Genomic DNA, 19,651 nt, shown 5'->3' on the forward strand with positions numbered 1-19,651 from the left:
CTCACGCGTCGAAAGTACTGGGCTGGAAGCGGCCTGGGAGGATAGATTGTTGCCGGTCAGAGACGAAGCCCCCGTACTACACGTGCGGGGGCTTTTACTTTGGGTTGTATGCTAATCGGTTATAATCAATAAAAGTACTTTACAAAACAGTTTTAATTATGTATAATAAGAAGGCATACAAATTTCATAACAGACAGTTCGTGACCATCCTGTCTATAAATAAAACTACGGGCGCAGTGAACGGCGATTGTTTTCATATGACTGTATGATACAATTCCGCTTAATGCTTTTAACATTTACGCCTATAGTTATAGGCGTTTTTTTATGACATGGTTATTTTGTTTTAAGCAATTATAAACATGTCTTTTCATATTCTGTATGATTGTGCGTTTTTGTTGATATATGGTTGCGACCTGATGCTGTTCAAAAGAACATTTGGAAAAGGAGAAGAAATGAATCAGGACTACACGAAAACACAAAAATTGACAATCAGCGCGATTTGCATCGCTTTGTATCTGGTTGTGATGCTCTGTACTCAGAGCTTTGCGTTTGGACAATATCAGGTTCGTATTGCTACAGCGTTGTACGGTTTATCGTATATTTTTCCGTTTTTGGTTGTTCCCTTTGGGATTGCCAATGTTATCAGCAATCTTGTGATGGGCGGCTTGGGCCCTGTTGATGCAATTGGCGGTTTTTTCATGGGTGTGCTGACAAGCGGTGTCATTGCTATGGGAAGACGTTACGGTCTGGGGTGCTGGATCGTCGCTGTTGCAGTAACGTTACTGCCGGGTCTGGGAGTTCCTGTCTGGTTGTCCGGGTTATTGCATATTCCTTACGTTGTTTTGGTTGCAAGCTTATTGGTGGGGCAGTTCATTTCCGGTTTTACAGGTATGCTGCTGGTCAGGGCGTTGGAAAAAGCGGATGTTGCAAACCTATGTTTCAGAACTAACCGAAGCAGAAATTAAATGACAGAGTTCAACTAATCCATAGCAGTCCAGCCAATACAGCAAGAGTTCCTTCGGAGAGGAAACAGGAATTATTACATATATTTAATGGGAGAAAAGGATGGCAGCAGGAAGAACAGAGAAGGATTTACAGGGTGTAAGTTTATTGGGAAACAAGACAAAATACAGGGATGATTACGCTCCGGATGTGTTGGAGTATTTCCCTAACAAACATCCGGAAAACGATTATTTTGTCAAATTCAACTGTCCGGAATTTACCAGTCTTTGCCCAAAGACTGGACAACCGGATTTTGCGACTATTTACATTTCGTATGTTCCGGATCAGAAACTGGTTGAGAGCAAATCGCTGAAATTATACTTGTTCAGTTTCCGCAATCACGGAGATTTTCATGAGGACTGTGTGAATATTATCATGAAAGACCTGATCGGGTTGTTGGATCCTAAATATATAGAAGTCTGGGGAAAGTTTTTGCCCCGTGGGGGATTGTCCATCGATCCCTATGCCAATTATGGGAAAAAAGGAACCGATTGGGAAAAAACGGCCCATCACAGACTTCACTATCATGATATGAATCCGGAAACAGTTCAAAATCGCTAAGTGATTTGGCAGTCATTTAGCTTTAAGACACGAGTGTTTTCCATGGATGCGTTAAAATCGGGCAGACGTAGAAACGAAATCCATTTTTTGAGAATTTGCTGAATTTGAGATACGTTAATCACGAAATTTACTCTTCACTTTTGCAGGGTGCTATGTTACAATATCCTTAAGCGAAGAGTAATTTTCTTTTTATTTAGGATTACGAAAAGACAGCATTATAGCGGCAATTATCACAGTGCTATCTACTGTGCGGTAAAGTTATTAATTACTGTCTAATTTATTTTTTTAAGGAGGAGTTTAGTATGGTAAAAGTTGGTATTAGTGGTTTTGGTCGTATTGGTCGTCTGGCGTTGAGAAGGATTCTGAGCCTTCCTGACGTGGAAGTTGTAGCTATCAACAACCGGACGGTCGGCGAAATAATGGCGCATCTGTTGAAATATGATTCTGTTCACGGGACCATGAAGGAAGATGTTGCATGGGAAGACGGTTTTCTTGTAATTGACGGAAAAAAGATTCCGGTTACCAGCGAAACGGATGTTACCAAGATTCCCTGGGGCAAATATGGCGCGGACATCGTGCTGGAATGCACCGGTAAATTCAAAGATTCGAAAGAAGCTCAGGCTCATATTGATAACGGCGCGAAAAAGGTTATCATTTCCGCTCCCGGCAAAAATGAGGATATCACCATTGTTATGGGTGTAAATGAAGATAAGTACGATCCGGCAAAACACCACATCATTTCCAATGCATCCTGCACCACGAACTGCCTGGCACCCTTTACCAAAGTATTGCTGGAAAAATTCGGGATTGAAAGCGGTCTGATGACAACGGTTCATTCCTATACCAATGACCAGAAGATTCTGGATGTAAGCCACAAAGACCTGCGCCGTGCCCGCGCAGCTGCCATGTCTATCATTCCTACCACCACCGGCGCTGCCAAGGCGGTTGCTCTGGTACTGCCGGAACTGAAAGGCAAACTGAACGGCTTTGCTCTTCGCGTTCCGACTCCGGATGTATCCCTGACCGACCTGACGGTAAACCTGGAAAAAGACGCTACCGTGGAAGAAATCAATGCTGCGTTAAAGGAAGCGGCAGAAGGCGAACTGAAAGGCATCCTGGGTTATACGGATCTGCCGCTGGTATCCAGTGATTTCATCGGCTGTGAGGTTTCCTCCGTCATTGACGGCCAGTCCACCATGATGATCGGCAAACGTTTGGCCAAAGTGGTTGCCTGGTATGACAATGAATGGGGTTATTCCTGCCGCCTGGTTGACCTTGCCGTTTATGTTGGCAAAAAGGGTTATTAATTGATTGGCAAGTCGACGCCCTCTTTTTACGGGGCGTCGGCTTTGTTTGCATTTTCAGGATAATCGTATTGTAAATTTGTCAATAAGCGTTTTTTACATTGTAGAAGGCATTTATATTTAGTGAATTCTAAATCTTGAAACGAAATCAGATTTTGAAAGGAGCATGATTTCTTTGGATAAAAAAATCCTTTCCGATTTGGATGTTGCCGGCAAAAAGGTTCTGGTGCGTGTCGATTTTAACGTACCTCAGGATGCTGAAGGCAACATTACGGATGATAACCGTATGGTGGCCGCGCTGCCTACCATTCAGTATCTGCTTGACCATGAGGCGGCTGTAATTTTAATGAGCCATCTGGGCCGTCCGAAGGGCGAGCCTAATCCCAAATATACACTGAAACCGATAGCAAAGCATCTGGAAGAGTTGTTGGGAAAACCGGTTGCCTTTGCGGAAGACTGCATCGGGCCGGCGGCGGAAGAAGCGGCGAAAAAACTGGAGACAGGATCCGTATTGCTGTTAGAGAACCTGCGTTACCATAAAGAAGAAGAGAAAAATAATCTGGAATTTGCGGAGAAGCTGGCTTCCCTGGCAGATTTGTATGTAAATGACGGTTTCGGCGTATCGCACCGGGCTCATGCATCGGTGGAAGGCGTAACCCATTTCCTGCCCAGCGCGGCAGGTTTCCTGCTGGAAAAGGAAATACGTTTTATCGGCGATGCTGTGAATAATCCGGAGCATCCGTTTACCGCTATCATCGGCGGCGCAAAAGTTTCGGATAAGATCGGCGTAATCGTAAACCTGCTGGGCAAAGTGGATACACTGCTGATTGGCGGCGGCATGGCCAATACATTCCTTGCGGCCAGAGGTATCCCTATGGGCAAGTCTCTGGTAGAAAACGATAAGATTGAAGAAGCTAAACGTATTATGGCAGAAGCTTCCGTGAAGAATGTTAAGATTCTTCTGCCTGTAGATCTGGTGATGGCAGCAGAATTCAAACCGGATTCCGTGTATGAAGTGTCTGCGCTGGATGATCTGAACCAGGATTACATGGCCCTGGATATCGGTCCGGAAACCTGCAAACTGTATGCAGATGCGGTAAAAGATGCCAAACTGGTAGTTTGGAACGGGCCGATGGGCGTATTCGAAATGGATGCGTTCTGTAAAGGAACGGAAGCGGTTGCCAAAGCCGTTGCGGACAGCAATGCAGTCAGCATCGTAGGCGGCGGCGACAGCGTAGCGGCTATCAAGAAGATTGGTCTGGAAGATAAAATCAGTCACATTTCCACCGGTGGCGGCGCTTCTCTGGAATATCTGGAAGGCAAAGTGCTGCCGGGTGTGGAGGCGCTGGATGAGGTGCGGCGCCCTTTTGTGGCCGGTAACTGGAAGATGTACAAGACCGTTGGCGAAGCGGTCGAACTGGCCCAGAATCTGGTTACCGAAACGAACGGTACTGTCAATGAAGTCGTGATTTTCCCGCCTTTTACGGCGTTGGAAAGTGTAGCGGAAGCCATTGACGGTAAATCGGTGGGCTATGGCGCGCAGGATTTGTGCTGGGAAGACGAAGGAGCTTTTACCGGCGCTGTGTCCGGCGCACAGATTGCGGACATTGGCTGTGAATACGTGTTGGTAGGCCACAGCGAACGACGCGAAATTTTCAAAGAGGACAATGAAATCATTGCAAAGAAAATGAAAGCTGCGTACCGCAACCAGCTGAAACCGGTACTGTGTGTCGGCGAAACGGAAGCGGAACGGAAGCAGGGCGCCACTAACGCCAAAATTGAAGGACAGCTGAAGAGTGCGCTGGCAGGGATTTCGGCAGAACAGGCGAAGCTGTTGACCGTTGCCTATGAACCCATCTGGGCTATCGGCACCGGCAATACTGCAACGGCGCAGGATGCCCAGGAAGTCTGCCTGTTTATCCGTAAGCAGCTGAACGAAATCGTTGGCGAAGACGTTGCAAGGCATATCCGTATCCTGTACGGCGGCAGCGTAAAAGACACCAATGCGGCCCAGTTCTGCATCAACGGCATTGACGGCGTATTGGTTGGCGGCGCCAGTCTGAAAGTAGATAGCTTTGCGAAGATTGTCCGCAGTTTTTAATTAAGAAGCTTTGAAGGAGAGCAAATGGCAAAGAAGCCGGTAATGTTAATGATTCTGGACGGCTGGGGCATTGCCCCGGCCGGTCCTTATAATGCGGCGACGACAGCCCGTACTCCGCACCTGGACAGCTATTTTACGGATTATCCCAACACAAAGCTGGAGGCCAGCGGGGAAGATGTAGGGCTGCCGGCTGGTCAGATTGGGAATTCGGAAGTAGGGCATCTGAACATCGGGTCGGGCCGGATCATTTATCAGGACCTGTCCCTGATTTCCCATGCTATCAAAGAAGGCAGTTTTTTTAAAAACCAGGTGCTGCTGGATGCGTTGCGTCATGCAAAAGAAAAGGACAGTTCTCTTCACCTGATGGGCCTGTTCAGTGACGGCGGCGTTCACAGTCACATCGATCATCTAAAAGCGCTGCTGGATATGGCGAAGACGGCAGGATTACAAAAGGTCTATGTACATGCTTTTCTGGACGGCCGGGATGTGCCGCCCCAAAGCGCGATTCCTTATGTGCAGGATTTGGAAGCTTTCATGCAGGAAGAAGGCGTTGGCTGTTTTGCAACGGTCAGCGGCCGCTATTATGCCATGGACCGGGATAAACGCTGGGAACGTTTGGAAAAAGCCTATCGCAATATGGTTTTGCGGGACGGCGCAGTTTTTGCTTCCGCTGCAGAAGGAATTCAGGCTTCCTATGAAGCGGGTGTGAACGATGAGTTTGTAGTGCCGTTTTGTGTAGCGCAGAAAAACGAAGCGGCTGATGCGGGAGAGAAATCTGCTGCCTGTATCCGTAAGGGTGACAGCGTGATCTTCTATAATTTCCGCCCGGACCGGGCCCGGGAAATTACCCGTGCACTGCATGATGAAGAGTTCCCGTATTTTGAACGGTCAGCAGAAGCCAGGCCGGTGCATATGGTCGGCATGACCCAGTATGATGCGACCATCGACATTCCTACCGCGTATCCGCCGGAACATTATGAAGATACGTTGGGCGAAGTACTGGCGAAGAATGGGCTGCAGCAGCTGCGTATTGCGGAAACGGAAAAATACGCTCATGTAACCTTCTTCTTTAACGGCGGCGTGGAAGAACCCAATGCCGGGGAAGACCGTATCCTGATACCGTCGCCGAAAGTCGCGACCTACGACCTGCAGCCGGAAATGAGTGCGCCCATGGTGACGGAAGCGTTGCTTAAAGCACTGGACGAAGATAAATACGATGTAGTGATCCTGAACTTTGCCAATCCGGATATGGTAGGGCATACCGGTATCATGGAAGCTGCGGTAAAGGCCATGGAAACCGTGGATGCCTGCGCCGGAAAGATTGTTGAAAAGATTCAGGCGCTGGATGGTGTGATTTGCATTACAGCAGATCACGGAAACCTGGAAAAGATGCAGAACGAAGACGGAACACCCTGTACGGCTCACACTACAAACAAAGTTCCGTTTATTGTGATCAGCAAAGATAAAGTTAAACTGCGTGAAGGACGGCTGGCTGACATTGCTCCTACGCTGCTTCAGTTTTTGAAGATTCAGCAGCCGAAGGCCATGACAGGGAAGAGCCTTTTGGAGTAATTTGTATTTGTACACGGATTTCGCAAAACCATGCGTTTTTTGTTCGAGCACTATGTGTTTTTTAGTTGAAAGAGTTTTAAAGAATTATTTTATATAATCAAAACAGTTAAGAGAAAGGATAAGGTGATAATCATGTCTATTATTACACAAGTCTATGCACGCGAAATTCTGGATTCCCGCGGCAATCCCACTGTTGAAGTTGAAGTAATCCTGGAAGACGGTACTATGGGCCGCGCCGCGGTTCCCTCCGGTGCGTCTACCGGTGTGCATGAAGCGGTAGAATTACGGGACGGCGACAAGAAGCGTTATGTTGGCAAAGGCGTTATGAAAGCGGTGGAAAATGTAAATGACATTATTGCCGAAGCGCTGATCGGCCTGGACGCCACCCGCCAGATTGAAATTGACGAGTTGCTGATCCGTTTAGATGAGACTCCCAACAAAGCAAAGTTAGGCGCCAATGCAATTCTGGGCGTATCCATGGCCGTTGCCAAAGCGGCAGCCAACTATGTAGGCCTGCCTCTGTATCAGTATCTGGGCGGCACCAATGCCCATGAACTGCCGGTTCCCATGATGAACATCCTCAACGGCGGCTCTCATGCGGACAATAACGTTGACATCCAGGAATTCATGATCATGCCGGTAGGAGCGAAGAGTTTCAGCGAATGCCTGCGAATGAACGTGGAAATTTACCACGCCCTGAAAGGCATCCTGAAAGCCAAAGGCCTGAGCACCGGTTTGGGCGATGAAGGCGGCTTTGCTCCGAATCTGGAATCCAATGCGGAAGCACTGGACGTAATTATGGAAGCCATTGCTAAAGCCGGCTACAAAGCTGGTAAAGACATTATGCTGGCTATGGACGTAGCTGCCAGCGAATTCTACAAAGACGGCAAGTATCATATGCTGGCGGAAGGCGCCCCCAAGACCAGCACCCAGATGGTCAACTATCTGGCGGATCTGGTTGCGAAATATCCGATTATCTCCATTGAAGACGGCCTGGCTGAAGACGACTGGAAGGGATGGGCTGCCCTCACCAAGAAGCTGGGCGACAAAGTGCAGCTGGTAGGCGACGACCTGTTCGTTACCAACGCGGCGCGCCTGCAGATGGGCATCGACAAAGGTGTGGCCAATGCCATCCTGATTAAAGTGAACCAGATTGGTACCCTCACCGAAACTTTCCGGGCTGTGGAACTGGCAAAACGTCACGGCTATACCGCCATTGTTTCCCACCGCAGCGGCGAAACAGAGGACGTTACCATGTCTGACATCGCAGTTGCGCTGAACGCCGGCCAGATTAAATCCGGCGCGCCGGCCCGTACTGACCGCGTGGCGAAATACAACCAGCTGCTGCGCATTGAAGAAGACCTTGGCCCGGCTGCAACATACGGCGGCATGGAAGTGTTCTACAATCTGAACAAATAAGCTGCAAACAGATTAGAACCGTTAGTTCGCAAACCATTCGTTAATTATTATAATCAAGGATTGAAACGGGAAATGTAGTTTGCGGTACAAAGCAAGTGAGGGGAACTGTGTAAAGCAGTTCCCCTGTTTTTACGTACTTCCTTCCGGCTAACACTTTCCTACCGCTATATTATTGAAGGGAAACAAGGTTTTATAATATGTAATTATCGTTCCGTAAAACTCTGTGAAAAAAATTGACATTTATTATTGCCACAGTTGTCAAGTTGTGGTAAAATACTGTGGTACTGACACAGGAATAATTAGTGAAGGAGGTAAGTAAATGCTGGAAACTGTCTTGATGGTAGTGGACTTCATCGTCTGTGTGGCCCTGATTGGGGCGGTACTGCTGCAGACTGGCAGAGGCGCGGGCTTGTCCAGCTCCTTCGGTGGCGGTGATGGTGCCTTCTTTGGTAAGGGAAATGATCTGGATACGGTTTTGTCTAAGGCTACGATTGTGCTGGGAACGGCCTTCGGTGTCATTACGTTAGCTCTTGCCAAACTCAATGCATGACCCTGCGCTTTATTGAGAAGGAAAAGCGGCGGGCTGCCTGATCAGGCAGGTTGCATGACTGAGGTTGCGCATCAAAGAGGCGCAACATGGTTTCAGGCTTGTGGGTGCAGACTCACAAAACAGTGTTAATAAAGGGTTTAGCCCTTTAAAATTTTAAATTATATTTTTATTTTGTCGAAAGGGGATTACATCTTGAGTAGTTTTATCATGTTATCCATTGGCGCCGGTATCCTCGCGCTTCTGATCGCTGCCATGCTGAGCAGTTCCATCATGAAAGCGGAAGCCGGCAATGAACTGATGCAGGAAATTTCCGGGCACATTCACGAAGGTGCTATGGCGTTCCTGTACCGTGAATACAAAGCACTGGCTGTATTCATTCTGGTTGTTGCAATTATTATCGGTATTTTCCTGGCTCCCATGACGGCAGTCTGCTTCATTGCCGGCGCAGTTTTCTCCATTCTGGCCGGTTACTGCGGCATGAATGTTGCCACCAAAGCTAACGTTCGTACCACGGCGGCTGCTGAACACGGCATGCCCCAGGCACTGCAGATTGCTTTCTCCGGCGGTTCCGTAATGGGTCTGGGCGTGGTTGGCCTGGGCATCACCGGTGTAGCGCTGGCTTTTGCTCTGTTTGGCGAAAACGGTGCGAACATGGATATCGTAACCGGTTTCGGTCTGGGCGCAAGTTCCATCGCACTGTTTGCCCGTGTTGGCGGCGGTATCTACACCAAAGCTGCCGACGTAGGCGCTGATCTGGTAGGTAAGGTGGAAGCCGGTATTCCGGAAGACGATCCCCGTAACCCTGCTACCATCGCCGATAACGTAGGCGATAACGTAGGCGACGTAGCCGGTATGGGCGCTGACCTGTTTGAATCTTATGTAGGCGCTATCATCTCTGCTTTGACTTTGGGTGCGGTTGCGTTCAAAGGCGGCGAAGGTGTAGCTTATCCGTTCCTGCTGGCTCTGTCCGGTATTGTTTCTTCTATTATTGGTATTCTGTATGTCCGTCACAGCAAATCCACCAATCCGCAGGGCGCCCTGAACACCGGTACCTACATCGCCGGCATCCTGACCATTGGCGCTGCTGCTTACCTGTCCAACTCTCTGTTCGGTAACATGAATGCTTTCTGGGCTATCGCTGCCGGCCAGGTTGTAGGTCTGCTGATTGGTAAGATCACCGAAGTATACACCTCTGCTGATTACAGCTCCGTTAAGAGAATCGCTGACCAGGCGGAAACCGGTCACGCAACCGTAATCATCGCAGGCCTGGCAGTAGGTATGTATTCCACTTTCCTGCCTATCGTATTCATCTGCATCGCGGTATTCATCGCGTTCTTTGTAATGGGCGGCATGGCTAATCCGGCACTGGGCATTTACGGTATCGCCCTGTCCGCAGTCGGCATGCTGGCAACCACCGGCATCACCGTAGCGGTTGACGCTTACGGTCCTATTTCCGATAACGCAGGTGGCATTGCGGAAATGGCTGAACTGCCCGCAAGCGTTCGTGAAATCACTGATACCCTGGACTCCGTCGGCAATACTACTGCTGCTATCGGCAAAGGATTTGCCATCGGTTCTGCCGCGCTGACCGCGCTGGCTCTGTTCTCCGCATACTCTCAGGTTGTGAAACTGAAAGCTATCGACCTGTTGGATCCGGTTGTTCTGATCGGTGTATTCATCGGTGCCACCCTGCCGTTTGTGTTTGGCGCTATGACCATGGAATCCGTTGGTGAAGCTGCTAACGAAATGGTAGTGGAAGTTCGCCGTCAGTTCCATGAGATCCCCGGCCTGTTGGAAGGCAAGGCCCGCGGCGACTATCGCCGCTGCGTAGATATCTCTACCGCTGCCGCACTGAACAAAATGATTGCCCCCGGCGTCATCGCTATTGCGTTCCCGCTTCTGGTTGGCATGCTGTTAGGGCCTGCCGCTCTGGGCGGAATGATTGGCGGCGCGCTGGCTGCCGGTGTACTGCTGGCTATTATGATGGCCAATGCGGGCGGCGCTTGGGATAACGCGAAGAAGTACATTGAATCCGGCGTACACGGCGGCAAAGGTTCCGACCCGCACAAAGCGGCGGTTACCGGCGACACCGTAGGCGATCCGTTCAAAGATACTTCCGGACCGGCCATGAACATCCTGCTGAAGCTGATGACCATCGTTTCCCTGGTATTTGCTCCGGTACTGGCTGCCCATGGCGGTATCCTGCTGGGAATGTTCAAATAATACGTTGCTGATTGACAATTGAATTTATAAATCATAAAACAGGACTGTTTCGGCAGTCCTGTTTTTGTTTTATAAGTTCACTTTTTGTGTTATAATAAAAATAAGAATATAGATTATCCACACAGTCTAAACGGAGGCAATCATGAGCGGACAGGCACACCGGAACGCTGGCACGTTTTTTCTGCATGGCAGCCGGGATACAGGTGTATTGCTGGTTCATGGTTACAGCGGCGCTCCGGCGGAAATGCGCATGTTAGGAAACTTTTTGCAGGAAAAGGGTGGTTATACTGTGCTGGGCGCCTGCCTGGCCGGGCATTGCACAACGGTAGAAGCGCTGGAACAGACTACCTGGCCGGACTGGTACGAAGCAGTAGAAGATGGCGTGAAAGCACTGCACAGTCACTGCCGCCACATCTACATAGCAGGGCAGTCCATGGGCGGTCTGCTGACCATTAAAGCGGCGGCGGAGTTTTCCCCAACGGATTCTTCGGAAGAATTGTTTATAAAAGGACAAAGGGAGAACCCGACAGAAAACCGCGCAAAGGCCTGTTCTGTGGAAAAACTGATACTGTTGGCAACGCCAGTGTTTCTGCAGGACTGGCGTATACCTTTTGTAAAACTGTTGCGTTATTTCATTCCGCGTCTTCATACAGGGCAACACAGTTACAATGTGCCGGAAGAATATATGCAGGGCTACTCGGAAATGCCGACGAAACCGGTGCCAAGCCTGTTGGAACTGATCAAGCTTTGTAAAGCGGAATATCTGGAAAAAATAAAAATTCCCACCCTGATTGTGCAGGGGCAAAAAGACCATACGGTAAAAGCACAGAGTGCAACATATCTTTACGAACAGTTGAAATGTGTTCCGGAAACACAGAAAGAAATCCTCTGGCTCTCGGAAGCACGGCATGTGGTGACGCTGGATGACGCGCGGGAAATGGTGTATGAAAAGTGCCTGGAATTTTTTGAAAAGCAGTATTGAGACGGGGAGGCTGTGTCGATGTTTTTTGATGTAATTGCTCCTACGCCGCTGATTCCCGGAACCCGGATTTTTGTAGACTGGGCGGAAATAGAAGAGACGTTTCTGGTAGTGGCACTGCTCACTGTTCTGATAGAAGTTCCTGTATTTTATTTTTGCGGTTACCGCAAGCCAAAAGAACTGGCAGGTTTTGCTGTTGTTAACATTATCAGCAACCTGCTGCTGAATGAGTTTTTGGAACAGGATCCTTTTGACTGGTATGGGGTGGCTGTTGTCCTGGGAGAAATTGCAGTGATACTGCTGGAATTTTGCCTGTGCTGTTATTTCATCCGGGGGGACAGGAAGAAGCTGTTCAAGACTCTAGTACTTGTGAATGTGTGCAGCGTAATTATTGGCGGCATACTATTCTGGTTTTATTATTGAGTAAGGATTCGTTATATTTTGCTGTGTGAACATTTTATGCACCGCGATTTGGTGCAGCGGTTTATTCTGTAAATATTTAAATAAAGAAGTAAAAGGCAAACGCAAAGGAGGATTTTACATGAAAAAGTTTTTAACATTTCTTACGGCATCGCTTCTGCTGGTTTTATTTGCTTTGCCCGTTGGCGCTGCAAGTCGTGCAGAACTGTCCGAGGCATCCCGTGAAAAGCTGGATACATTCTTCAGCAATTTTGCGGAAGCGCGGGTGGGAAGTTTTGTGATGAACAATGAAATCCCCATGGATACGTTTGTGGATTTTGGCGTGCAACATAATATCATCAACCGCAAGTATGATTTGGTAAATGTGAACGAAGGCTACTGGGGCGTAAAAAAAGAAGCGGTGGATAACGCTGTGTACAAATACTTTGGCCGCCGTATCAATGCGGTATCGTCCCGGCAATATAAGCTGACGAACAATTTATATCTGGTACCGAAGGCCAGTGGGGAAGGACTGGTCTTCGCGCAGGTTGCGGAATGGCATGAAAATGGAACCGATATCTTTACCGGCGTGGCCAATATTTACTCCGCATCTTCCGGTTTTACCGGCAATGTGCACGGCACGGCTGAGCAATGGAGGAAAGAAGCGCCGGAAGATGTTCCGGCCCTGATTGGCCGCTATATGTTTACCGTGACCCGTTCGCCTGCTGATGCGGACCGTTATGTGCTGGTGGACTGGCTGGGAAAATGATGGGATACAGCAACGATCCGGTGATTTAGTAAAGTAATAGCATAGGGAAGCGGGGGAGATGTTCATTGGACAGCGGCGTTATGATTGTTCTTTCTGTTATTTGCTGTGTGGTTGGTTTTTTCCTGAACCGGACGTATGCTACAAAATACGGAGAAGCGGCGGTACAATGGAAATTGTTTGTCCTTCAGGTTATAGGTATTGGCGGTGCGTTGACGCAGCTTCCCACTGACGAAATCTCATTCCGTTTTTTATTCTGGATAATAGTTACCTTTCTTTCATATGGGGCAGGCCTATGGCAGTGCCGACAACATGCAAAGCGTCAGCAGGCCGAACCGGGCGACACCGTTATCGCCATGGCGGCGCAGGCGATACTGCCCGTTGGTGCGGCGGTTGTGATTCTGTTGGCTACGGGTATGATCGCGTTTGGTTTTCTTTGGGCTCATTAAGGAAACACTCCTTAATTCATGTTAAAATTTTATATTGTTTTATGGGGAGGCGAAAATTCGGTATGAGAAAAAGCGTGCAATTCGGTATGGCGGCATTGTGTTTCGCATTAACGCTGGCTTCTGTTACAGACACAGTAAGCGCAGCTCCTAAAACGGGGAAGAATGCGGAGCGCTCCGTGGCGAACTGGTATTGGAGCGACAGGGATGAGGTGTGGCCGCCTGCTGCCGGACGGTATGAACGGAAAAATGAAAACGGCGTGACAAATGCGTATATCAATGTCACAGTGCTGCCGGATCAATGGCCGGTGATTACACTGCACGCCTGTGATTACGACGGAACCGATGATAATAAAGGCTGGGAAGCATTATCCCAGGCGCCAGCTGTCGTTTTGGGCGGACAGATTATCGGTCTGGCAATCACGGATTCCCCTCCGGACAAGAAATATATCAAAGCCGGCATGAAACCTGTCCAGCTTCGCCTGGGTGCCCAGTTTGCCACCGGCGCCGAAGTCCAGGGCATCCATAGAGGAAACGGGACTGGGGCCATGCTGGATGATGTACAGATTAATCTGATGCATGCCGGCGTCACGTCAGGAAAAGACGGGCTGATTCTGGACTATTTCGGGCATAATGGGTTAACCCTGCCAGATGTGCGTGGTGAATATGTATTGAATAAAAACCGTACGCCGAGGGCTGACGAGTTTGCTGCCTGTGCGCTGGTTGCCGCGCTGCCTGTTCGCGAAACCAACACCGACTTTACGGATAAGACGCTGCAGATCATACCCGAAGCGGTGACGGGCAGTATGATGCCGAAATACAAATACATCATTAAGAATTATGGCTTTGCCGTTAAAGTATTCCAAAATGGTAAACTGCTCCGCACTTTCATGGTGCCGAAAGATTTAAGCGCCGTGTACCGCTTCGACAGCGATGGCGGCGATGTGATGATTTACAATATTGACGGGTCGAAAGGATGATGAACAGATCCTCCGCATGGAATGGAAACAAGGGAGGATGTATTATTCAGGTTGTTTAAAATTTATATACATTTAAGGAGGTTTGTTATTATGGATCGGGCGCGAAAAATAATAGCCCTAAGCCTTGTGGCGGTATTTCTTGTTACCGTGACAGTGTTTGCTGCCGTAAAAGGGTTTTCTTCAAAAGTAACATTTAACGGTACAAAAGGCTTTGCGTGGATGTCTTGGGCAGGACATACTTCGCAAAGGGGAGCTTATATCCTGGATAGCAAGAATAAAAGAATCGCGAATTTTAAAGTCATGAAGCCCCAAAAAGTGTATAAAAAGAATAATACAACTTACGGGTATTACTCATACCGGCTTAACATGTCCCGGTTTAAGGCCGGAAAATACAAACTGGTCACGTATAAGCCGTATTACAATTGGGGTGAAGAATATATAACGATTCCTTTTACATACCCTGGTGCTTCTTTTCTGCAATATCATTCTACAAAGGTTATCCGGAACGATAACGGCGACCTGATGCAGCGGTTATATTTCAAACGGAATAATGCCAGAGGAAAAGGTTTGCATTTCCAGATATTCAACAATAAAAATCAACTGGTGCGCAGTTTCAACTTCAAGTCGAGTAATTCCAACCAGTGGTTCTGTTTCGACTGGAACGGCTGGGCCACAAAGAATTCGGGCAGACGTTCTCCCCGGGGTGTATATACGATTAAGTACTGGGTTGACGGCAGATCGCCCCGTACGGCAAAATTCAGGCTGGCACTGTAAGGAGGCGTAAGGACATGAAACGAAATATTAAGATAACAAAGCTTGCGGTTTTTATGCTGACGCTGATTGTAATGCTGGCCGTTTCCGCTGTGGGTATGGCTAAAGGCGGCGAGGAATGGAAAAAGGCGGAAGGCAATTATACTTGGAAAGAAAGCTCCCAGTACAACAACGGGCACCTCATCATTAAACCCATGGAAGAAGGTCTCTTCCTGTTTGAATTTGACGTAATGCGGGGCAGTGAAGCGGAAGACAGTTCCTATGATTTCAGTACGGCCGGCATTTTACTGGTCAATGATAACGGCGTGGGCGAAGCTGAATTTGATGTAGATAAAAAACCGGTGAAACTGACATTTACCCTGAAAGACAAAACGATTACTGTGAAACAGGAAGGCTCCATGCCGGCTGATGTGAGCGGCGCTTATGAATTTATGGAAAAGGGATTTGACGTTTCGGAAGCGGCGGCGATGGCAGTCCTGGAAGGAATTTCCCCGGTAAAGACCAGCCTGAACAGTGCTAACAGACCGTACCGGCTGGTATATGCTCATGAAGCCGTTGGAGGTTGGTTCTATGATATACGGGCCATTCATCAGCCGGATAACAAACTGTTTGCCCGGTTCCTGGTGGCAGCAGACCTGACTGCGGTCTACCGCAACGATGATGTTAAGAACCCGAAGCTGATTTACGGCTCTCCTGCTACCATGCTCACGACAAAGAAAGCGCCCCTGTTACCGGAAGAAGAGGAAGAAGAGGTTCCCGTGCCGGAAGGGGCTACTGAGGAAAAGACAGATGGGAAAGATGCAGACGCTAAGGACAACCTGTATACTATCAGTGCCGTGGTGAATGTGGAACCGGCAGACCCTGCCATTAAAGTAGGAGAAAGCAGCAAACTGAGAGTTACCATTCCCGGTAATCTGAAATATAAATTGTCCGATTTAAAATCCAGCGCCGATGACAAAGTCAGCGTGGCCGGTGATGGTACGCTGGCTGCCAAAGCTGAAGGCGTCGCGACGATCAGTGGAAAAATAACCGTGGATAATGCCTCCCGTGATTTTAAGGTGGAGGTGACTGCTTATGTCCCAAAGCTGGAATGCAATGCACTGCCTGCACACGTTGACGTTAACGAAAAACTGGAACTGTCCTCTTACATCACCGGGCAGGAAGGGGAGGTAAAGCCCCAGTGGAGCGTCAGCGACAGCAAGATTGCCGAGATTAAAGACGGTGTGCTTGTGGGCAAGGCCGACGGCGTTGTAGATGTGACTGCCAAATATGATAAAATGGAGCGTACCTGGAAGGTCGCCGTAGGCAAGGCAGAACTGCCGAAACCCAAAGAAGGAGCAACGGACGATGGTGGCTTTGATCTGTTTGATCTGCTGATCTTTGGTCTGCCGATAGTTTTGATCGGCGGCGGTATCTGGATGTTCATGAAACGGAAAAAACAATAAGCACAGGTAATCGTTACGGAGACGATGGCATAAATCCGCGTATCCTTACAGAACCATTTACAGGAAAACAGAATCGTAATTAAAAGAGCCTCCGCCGCCTTTCATGACAGCGGAGGCTCTTCACTTTTAAGATCATTAACAATTCTGTGATGCGGTCGACTCTATCATCATATTTTATAAAACACCACAGTCAAAGTTTTCAAATGGTATCTCTTTCTGCAAGTAAGCTGGCAGTTTTTTCACTATTCCTTCACGCTCCGCAACGCCTTAATAATCGCATCGCGCTTAGTTTCGTTGTACACTTTTTCCTCGTTGCCGTGTTCAATCTGGCGGAAATACACGTTGCGCATATTATTGGTGCGGGCGATGCTCTTCAGCTGCACAAAGCGGTCTTTCGGGTCTGTGCTGGTGAAATACAGGAACTTTTTGCTGATCACTTCCAGAGGACGCAGGTTGTGGGCGGTGAAAATCAGCTGGCCTACGCCGTGCATGGCGAAAATCTCCAGCATCTCGCCCCAGATGTACTCAAAGATGCCTGCGTCGAATTCGTCGATGGCAAGGGTGAAGGACGGGTCATTATATGCGGCGGTCAAAAGGCTCAGCATGGAGATCAGACGACGGATCCCGTCCGATTCGTCCCGCAGGGGCAGTTCTATTCCGTTGCGTACGGCAATGAGCTCTACAAGCTGACCGGGGGAACCGTCTTTCATGACTGTCCTGGCCAGGGGGTTCAGTTTAATGGAAAGGCCGGGAATCAGCTGCTCAATGACTGTGTTTATCCTGGGAATGTACCGGGAAACAATTTCATAGGTTCCCTGTGGCATATCGGTAGGCCGGTCGTCTGTCTGGATGGGGAAGGAACCCATGGGCGTGTGTAGCAGCAACGCCAGGTTCAGGCGGATGAGGCCGGAAGAACGGGTATTGACCACAAAGAAATAATTCAGTCCGAAAAAATTCAGTTCCAGCAATACCTGCAGATATTCGGAGTAGTTCCCGATGGTTTTCAGATACTCCAGCGTTTCACGCATAAAGATGAAAGACTGGGAGCGTTCCTGGGCCAGACGTTTGTTTACCTCTAACTGTAGCGTTTTCTGGCTGGTTTTATCCTGTCCGAGGATAAATTTGTGGCGTGACTTGGGGCCAAAGGGAAGCTCGTTGCTGGTTGTATCGATAATCGGGTTCATGCGATGCTCGCTGCCGCAAAACGGACCGGACATGCTGAGCACTTCGTCCAGGATTCGTACCTTGTTTTTGGAAAAGGGTGCTGCGATAAAATCCGGGGAAGCTCCCAAACCTGCGTCTGCATCAGCTGAATTCACTATCGCTTTTATGCAGAACTCATACATCGCTTTGCGGACGCGTCCATCTTCATACTGCAGTTCAAACAGGAATGTCAGCTTTGCAAATTCCGCATTCTTATTGACACATTCCGCAAACAGATTCTGCACCTTGCTGCCCCGCAGCAGTTCTTTTAAAATATACAGCGCGTCAATCAGCGCTGTTTTGCCGGAACCGTTCTGGCCGTACAGGCCCAGAATGTCGGCTTTGGTGCCATAAGGTACGAAGTATTTGCCGCAGTGGAAGTCGATTTCACCGTATTCCACATTTTTGAAATTCTGCAGGATTACTTTTGTGATTCGCACCATAGGCAGACGCGCGCTATGCTCGTCCGTGATTAAAGCGTTTTGGTTTTTGGCTTGCATTTGCAATGATAACTTCATGATGAACCTTCCTTAATAAAATTTAAAAAAGCAAATAAATTATTTTAAAAATAACCAAGCTGATTTTTGAATCCGATTATCAAACTGGCTTTATGGATTCTTTATAATATTATAAAACATTTAAAAAAAAAGCTCAACGTTTCTTTACGAGGATTACTCTGACTAATGTAAATATAAGTTGTAAATCACGCCGGAAGAAGTGGTGGCTCAGTGTATGCGTTTGCCGAGGCATCGCGCTAATATCCTGAACAAAGATTTTAAAGAACTGGGCGTGGGCTATTGCCGTAAAGAAGGTACGGAGTTTACGCATTACTGGATCCAGATGTTCAGGGGATAGTTGCGGGAAACCCTAAGCTTCCACTCTCTAACAGTTTGCCAGTTATATGTAACGGCTTTGCCTGTATGGACATATAAACTGTCATTCCTCTATATATTAAGAGGTAGTGGAACCAAACTCCAGTAACCATGCGTATTAGCGTTCTCAGGTTGGTCGTTTTAACGACCAGGTGGCGGGGAAGTGAGTGAATCTATAAAGACGAGAATGTTAATTGACGTTAAATATGACATCACATATAATAATTATAGTAAAGTGAAAATAAAGACAATAAGTAATTTGACAGTTAAGAATGCGATAGTGGAAGATCAGTGAAGGTATCATGCAGAACTTATTCGGTTATTCCCGTGTGCTGGCCATCGGCGACGTACACGGCATGTATGAAAAGTTAATAAAGCTGATGGACAAAATCCGATTCAACCCGGATGAAGATCTGCTGATTTTTCTGGGGGATTACATTGACCGGGGCCCGGCCCCGGGCCGGTGTCTGCAATATATTTTTGCGTTGCAGCAGCAGTATTCGGATGTTGTGGTCTGCCTGATGGGCAATCATGAAGTGATGATGTCTTCCTATTTTATGCAGAAGCGTGGCAACTATAATAACCTGATTGTAGATTATGCGGGTTCCTGGCTGGATAACGGCGGGTTGGAAACGCTGAAACAGCTGGATGAGATGGATGCGGATACAAAGGAAGAACTGCTTCAGTGGGTGATGAATCTGCCGGTTAAGTATCAGTATCAGGATTACTTTTTCTGTCACGCGGGGGTCGATCCCGATGTGCCGCTGGCGGTGCAAAATGAATTTGATATGCTTTGGCGGCGGCAGCAGTGGTGGGAACAGTATAAAGGGGAGGAGACCCTTGTGGTGGGGCATACGCCGGTACAGAAAGTGATGAAGCTCACCGGGAAGGAACGGCGGACGCCGAAGCCGCTGTTTTTGGCAAATCATGTTATCATGTGCGATACCGGTGCGTATATGAGCGGCGGCAAACTAAGCTGCGTAGATGTATTGGCCGGGAAAGTCTGGCAGGCGTAGCTGCAGAGGTGTTATCTGTAACGTAAAATGTCATTTAAATTT

At 48.3% G+C, this 19,651-nt stretch carries 18 protein-coding genes; 17 read left to right on the forward strand and 1 reads right to left on the reverse strand.

Annotated elements, in window-relative coordinates; genetic code table 11:
* The first annotated feature begins 452 nt into the window (after window positions 1-452).
* The 15 genes from QZV31_RS10910 (at window position 453) to QZV31_RS10980 (ending at window position 16,518) form a co-directional block, all read left to right on the forward strand.
* Window positions 453-965: a QueT transporter family protein gene (locus QZV31_RS10910; protein WP_295360529.1), complete on the forward strand. Its 513-nt coding sequence runs from the start codon at window positions 453-455 to the stop codon at window positions 963-965.
* Window positions 966-1,065: 100 nt separating this feature from the next.
* Window positions 1,066-1,563, forward strand: coding sequence for a preQ(1) synthase (gene queF, locus QZV31_RS10915; RefSeq protein ID WP_295360531.1), 498 nt, complete (start codon window positions 1,066-1,068; stop codon window positions 1,561-1,563).
* Between the two features lie 302 nt (window positions 1,564-1,865).
* Window positions 1,866-2,870 carry a type I glyceraldehyde-3-phosphate dehydrogenase gene (gap, locus tag QZV31_RS10920; RefSeq protein ID WP_295360537.1) on the forward strand — a complete coding sequence of 335 codons (1,005 nt, stop codon included), beginning with the start codon at window positions 1,866-1,868 and terminating at the stop codon, window positions 2,868-2,870.
* A gap of 163 nt (window positions 2,871-3,033) precedes the next feature.
* Window positions 3,034-4,968, forward strand: coding sequence for a triose-phosphate isomerase (gene tpiA, locus QZV31_RS10925; RefSeq protein WP_295360538.1), 1,935 nt, complete (start codon window positions 3,034-3,036; stop codon window positions 4,966-4,968).
* Between the two features lie 24 nt (window positions 4,969-4,992).
* Window positions 4,993-6,540 carry a 2,3-bisphosphoglycerate-independent phosphoglycerate mutase gene (gpmI, locus tag QZV31_RS10930; RefSeq protein WP_295360539.1) on the forward strand — a complete coding sequence of 516 codons (1,548 nt, stop codon included), beginning with the start codon at window positions 4,993-4,995 and terminating at the stop codon, window positions 6,538-6,540.
* Window positions 6,541-6,672: 132 nt separating this feature from the next.
* Entirely contained in the window at window positions 6,673-7,959 is a 1,287-nt protein-coding gene (eno, locus tag QZV31_RS10935; protein WP_093731092.1) for a phosphopyruvate hydratase, read from the forward strand.
* Window positions 7,960-8,278: 319 nt separating this feature from the next.
* Window positions 8,279-8,509 (forward strand): preprotein translocase subunit SecG, encoded by a 231-nt coding sequence (gene secG / locus QZV31_RS10940; RefSeq protein ID WP_218118244.1) that lies wholly within the window; start codon window positions 8,279-8,281, stop codon window positions 8,507-8,509.
* Between the two features lie 207 nt (window positions 8,510-8,716).
* Window positions 8,717-10,732 carry a sodium-translocating pyrophosphatase gene (locus tag QZV31_RS10945; RefSeq protein WP_176760537.1) on the forward strand — a complete coding sequence of 672 codons (2,016 nt, stop codon included), beginning with the start codon at window positions 8,717-8,719 and terminating at the stop codon, window positions 10,730-10,732.
* A 142-nt stretch (window positions 10,733-10,874) separates the two neighbouring features.
* A complete protein-coding gene (locus QZV31_RS10950; protein WP_295360544.1) occupies window positions 10,875-11,714 on the forward strand; it encodes an alpha/beta fold hydrolase in 840 nt (279 codons plus the stop codon).
* 18 nt (window positions 11,715-11,732) lie between these two features.
* Window positions 11,733-12,134 (forward strand): hypothetical protein, encoded by a 402-nt coding sequence (locus tag QZV31_RS10955; RefSeq protein ID WP_295360545.1) that lies wholly within the window; start codon window positions 11,733-11,735, stop codon window positions 12,132-12,134.
* Between the two features lie 118 nt (window positions 12,135-12,252).
* Window positions 12,253-12,879 carry a hypothetical protein gene (locus QZV31_RS10960; protein ID WP_295360547.1) on the forward strand — a complete coding sequence of 209 codons (627 nt, stop codon included), beginning with the start codon at window positions 12,253-12,255 and terminating at the stop codon, window positions 12,877-12,879.
* A 65-nt stretch (window positions 12,880-12,944) separates the two neighbouring features.
* On the forward strand, window positions 12,945-13,325 hold the full coding sequence (locus QZV31_RS10965) for a hypothetical protein (RefSeq protein WP_295360549.1): 381 nt from the start codon (window positions 12,945-12,947) through the stop codon (window positions 13,323-13,325).
* 62 nt (window positions 13,326-13,387) lie between these two features.
* Window positions 13,388-14,302, forward strand: a complete 915-nt coding sequence (locus tag QZV31_RS10970; protein ID WP_295360551.1) for a hypothetical protein — start codon at window positions 13,388-13,390, stop codon at window positions 14,300-14,302.
* Between the two features lie 90 nt (window positions 14,303-14,392).
* Window positions 14,393-15,076, forward strand: coding sequence for a hypothetical protein (locus QZV31_RS10975; RefSeq protein ID WP_295360553.1), 684 nt, complete (start codon window positions 14,393-14,395; stop codon window positions 15,074-15,076).
* Between the two features lie 14 nt (window positions 15,077-15,090).
* Window positions 15,091-16,518 (forward strand): hypothetical protein, encoded by a 1,428-nt coding sequence (locus tag QZV31_RS10980; protein WP_295360555.1) that lies wholly within the window; start codon window positions 15,091-15,093, stop codon window positions 16,516-16,518.
* Window positions 16,519-16,760: 242 nt separating this feature from the next.
* On the opposite strand, the gene QZV31_RS10985 is transcribed toward QZV31_RS10980, so the two are convergent.
* Window positions 16,761-18,239 carry an AAA family ATPase gene (locus QZV31_RS10985; RefSeq protein WP_295360557.1) on the reverse strand — a complete coding sequence of 493 codons (1,479 nt, stop codon included), beginning with the start codon at window positions 18,237-18,239 and terminating at the stop codon, window positions 16,761-16,763.
* A 199-nt stretch (window positions 18,240-18,438) separates the two neighbouring features.
* On the opposite strand from QZV31_RS10985, the gene QZV31_RS10990 reads away from it, so the two are divergent.
* Window positions 18,439-18,576, forward strand: coding sequence for a CAP domain-containing protein (locus tag QZV31_RS10990; protein WP_366508723.1), 138 nt, complete (start codon window positions 18,439-18,441; stop codon window positions 18,574-18,576).
* A gap of 319 nt (window positions 18,577-18,895) precedes the next feature.
* Entirely contained in the window at window positions 18,896-19,609 is a 714-nt protein-coding gene (locus tag QZV31_RS10995) for a metallophosphoesterase family protein (RefSeq protein ID WP_093731081.1), read from the forward strand.
* The last annotated feature ends 42 nt before the right edge of the window (window positions 19,610-19,651 follow it).

Source organism: uncultured Succiniclasticum sp. (genome assembly GCF_902793885.1).
Classification (GTDB): Bacteria; Bacillota; Negativicutes; order Acidaminococcales; family Acidaminococcaceae; genus Succiniclasticum.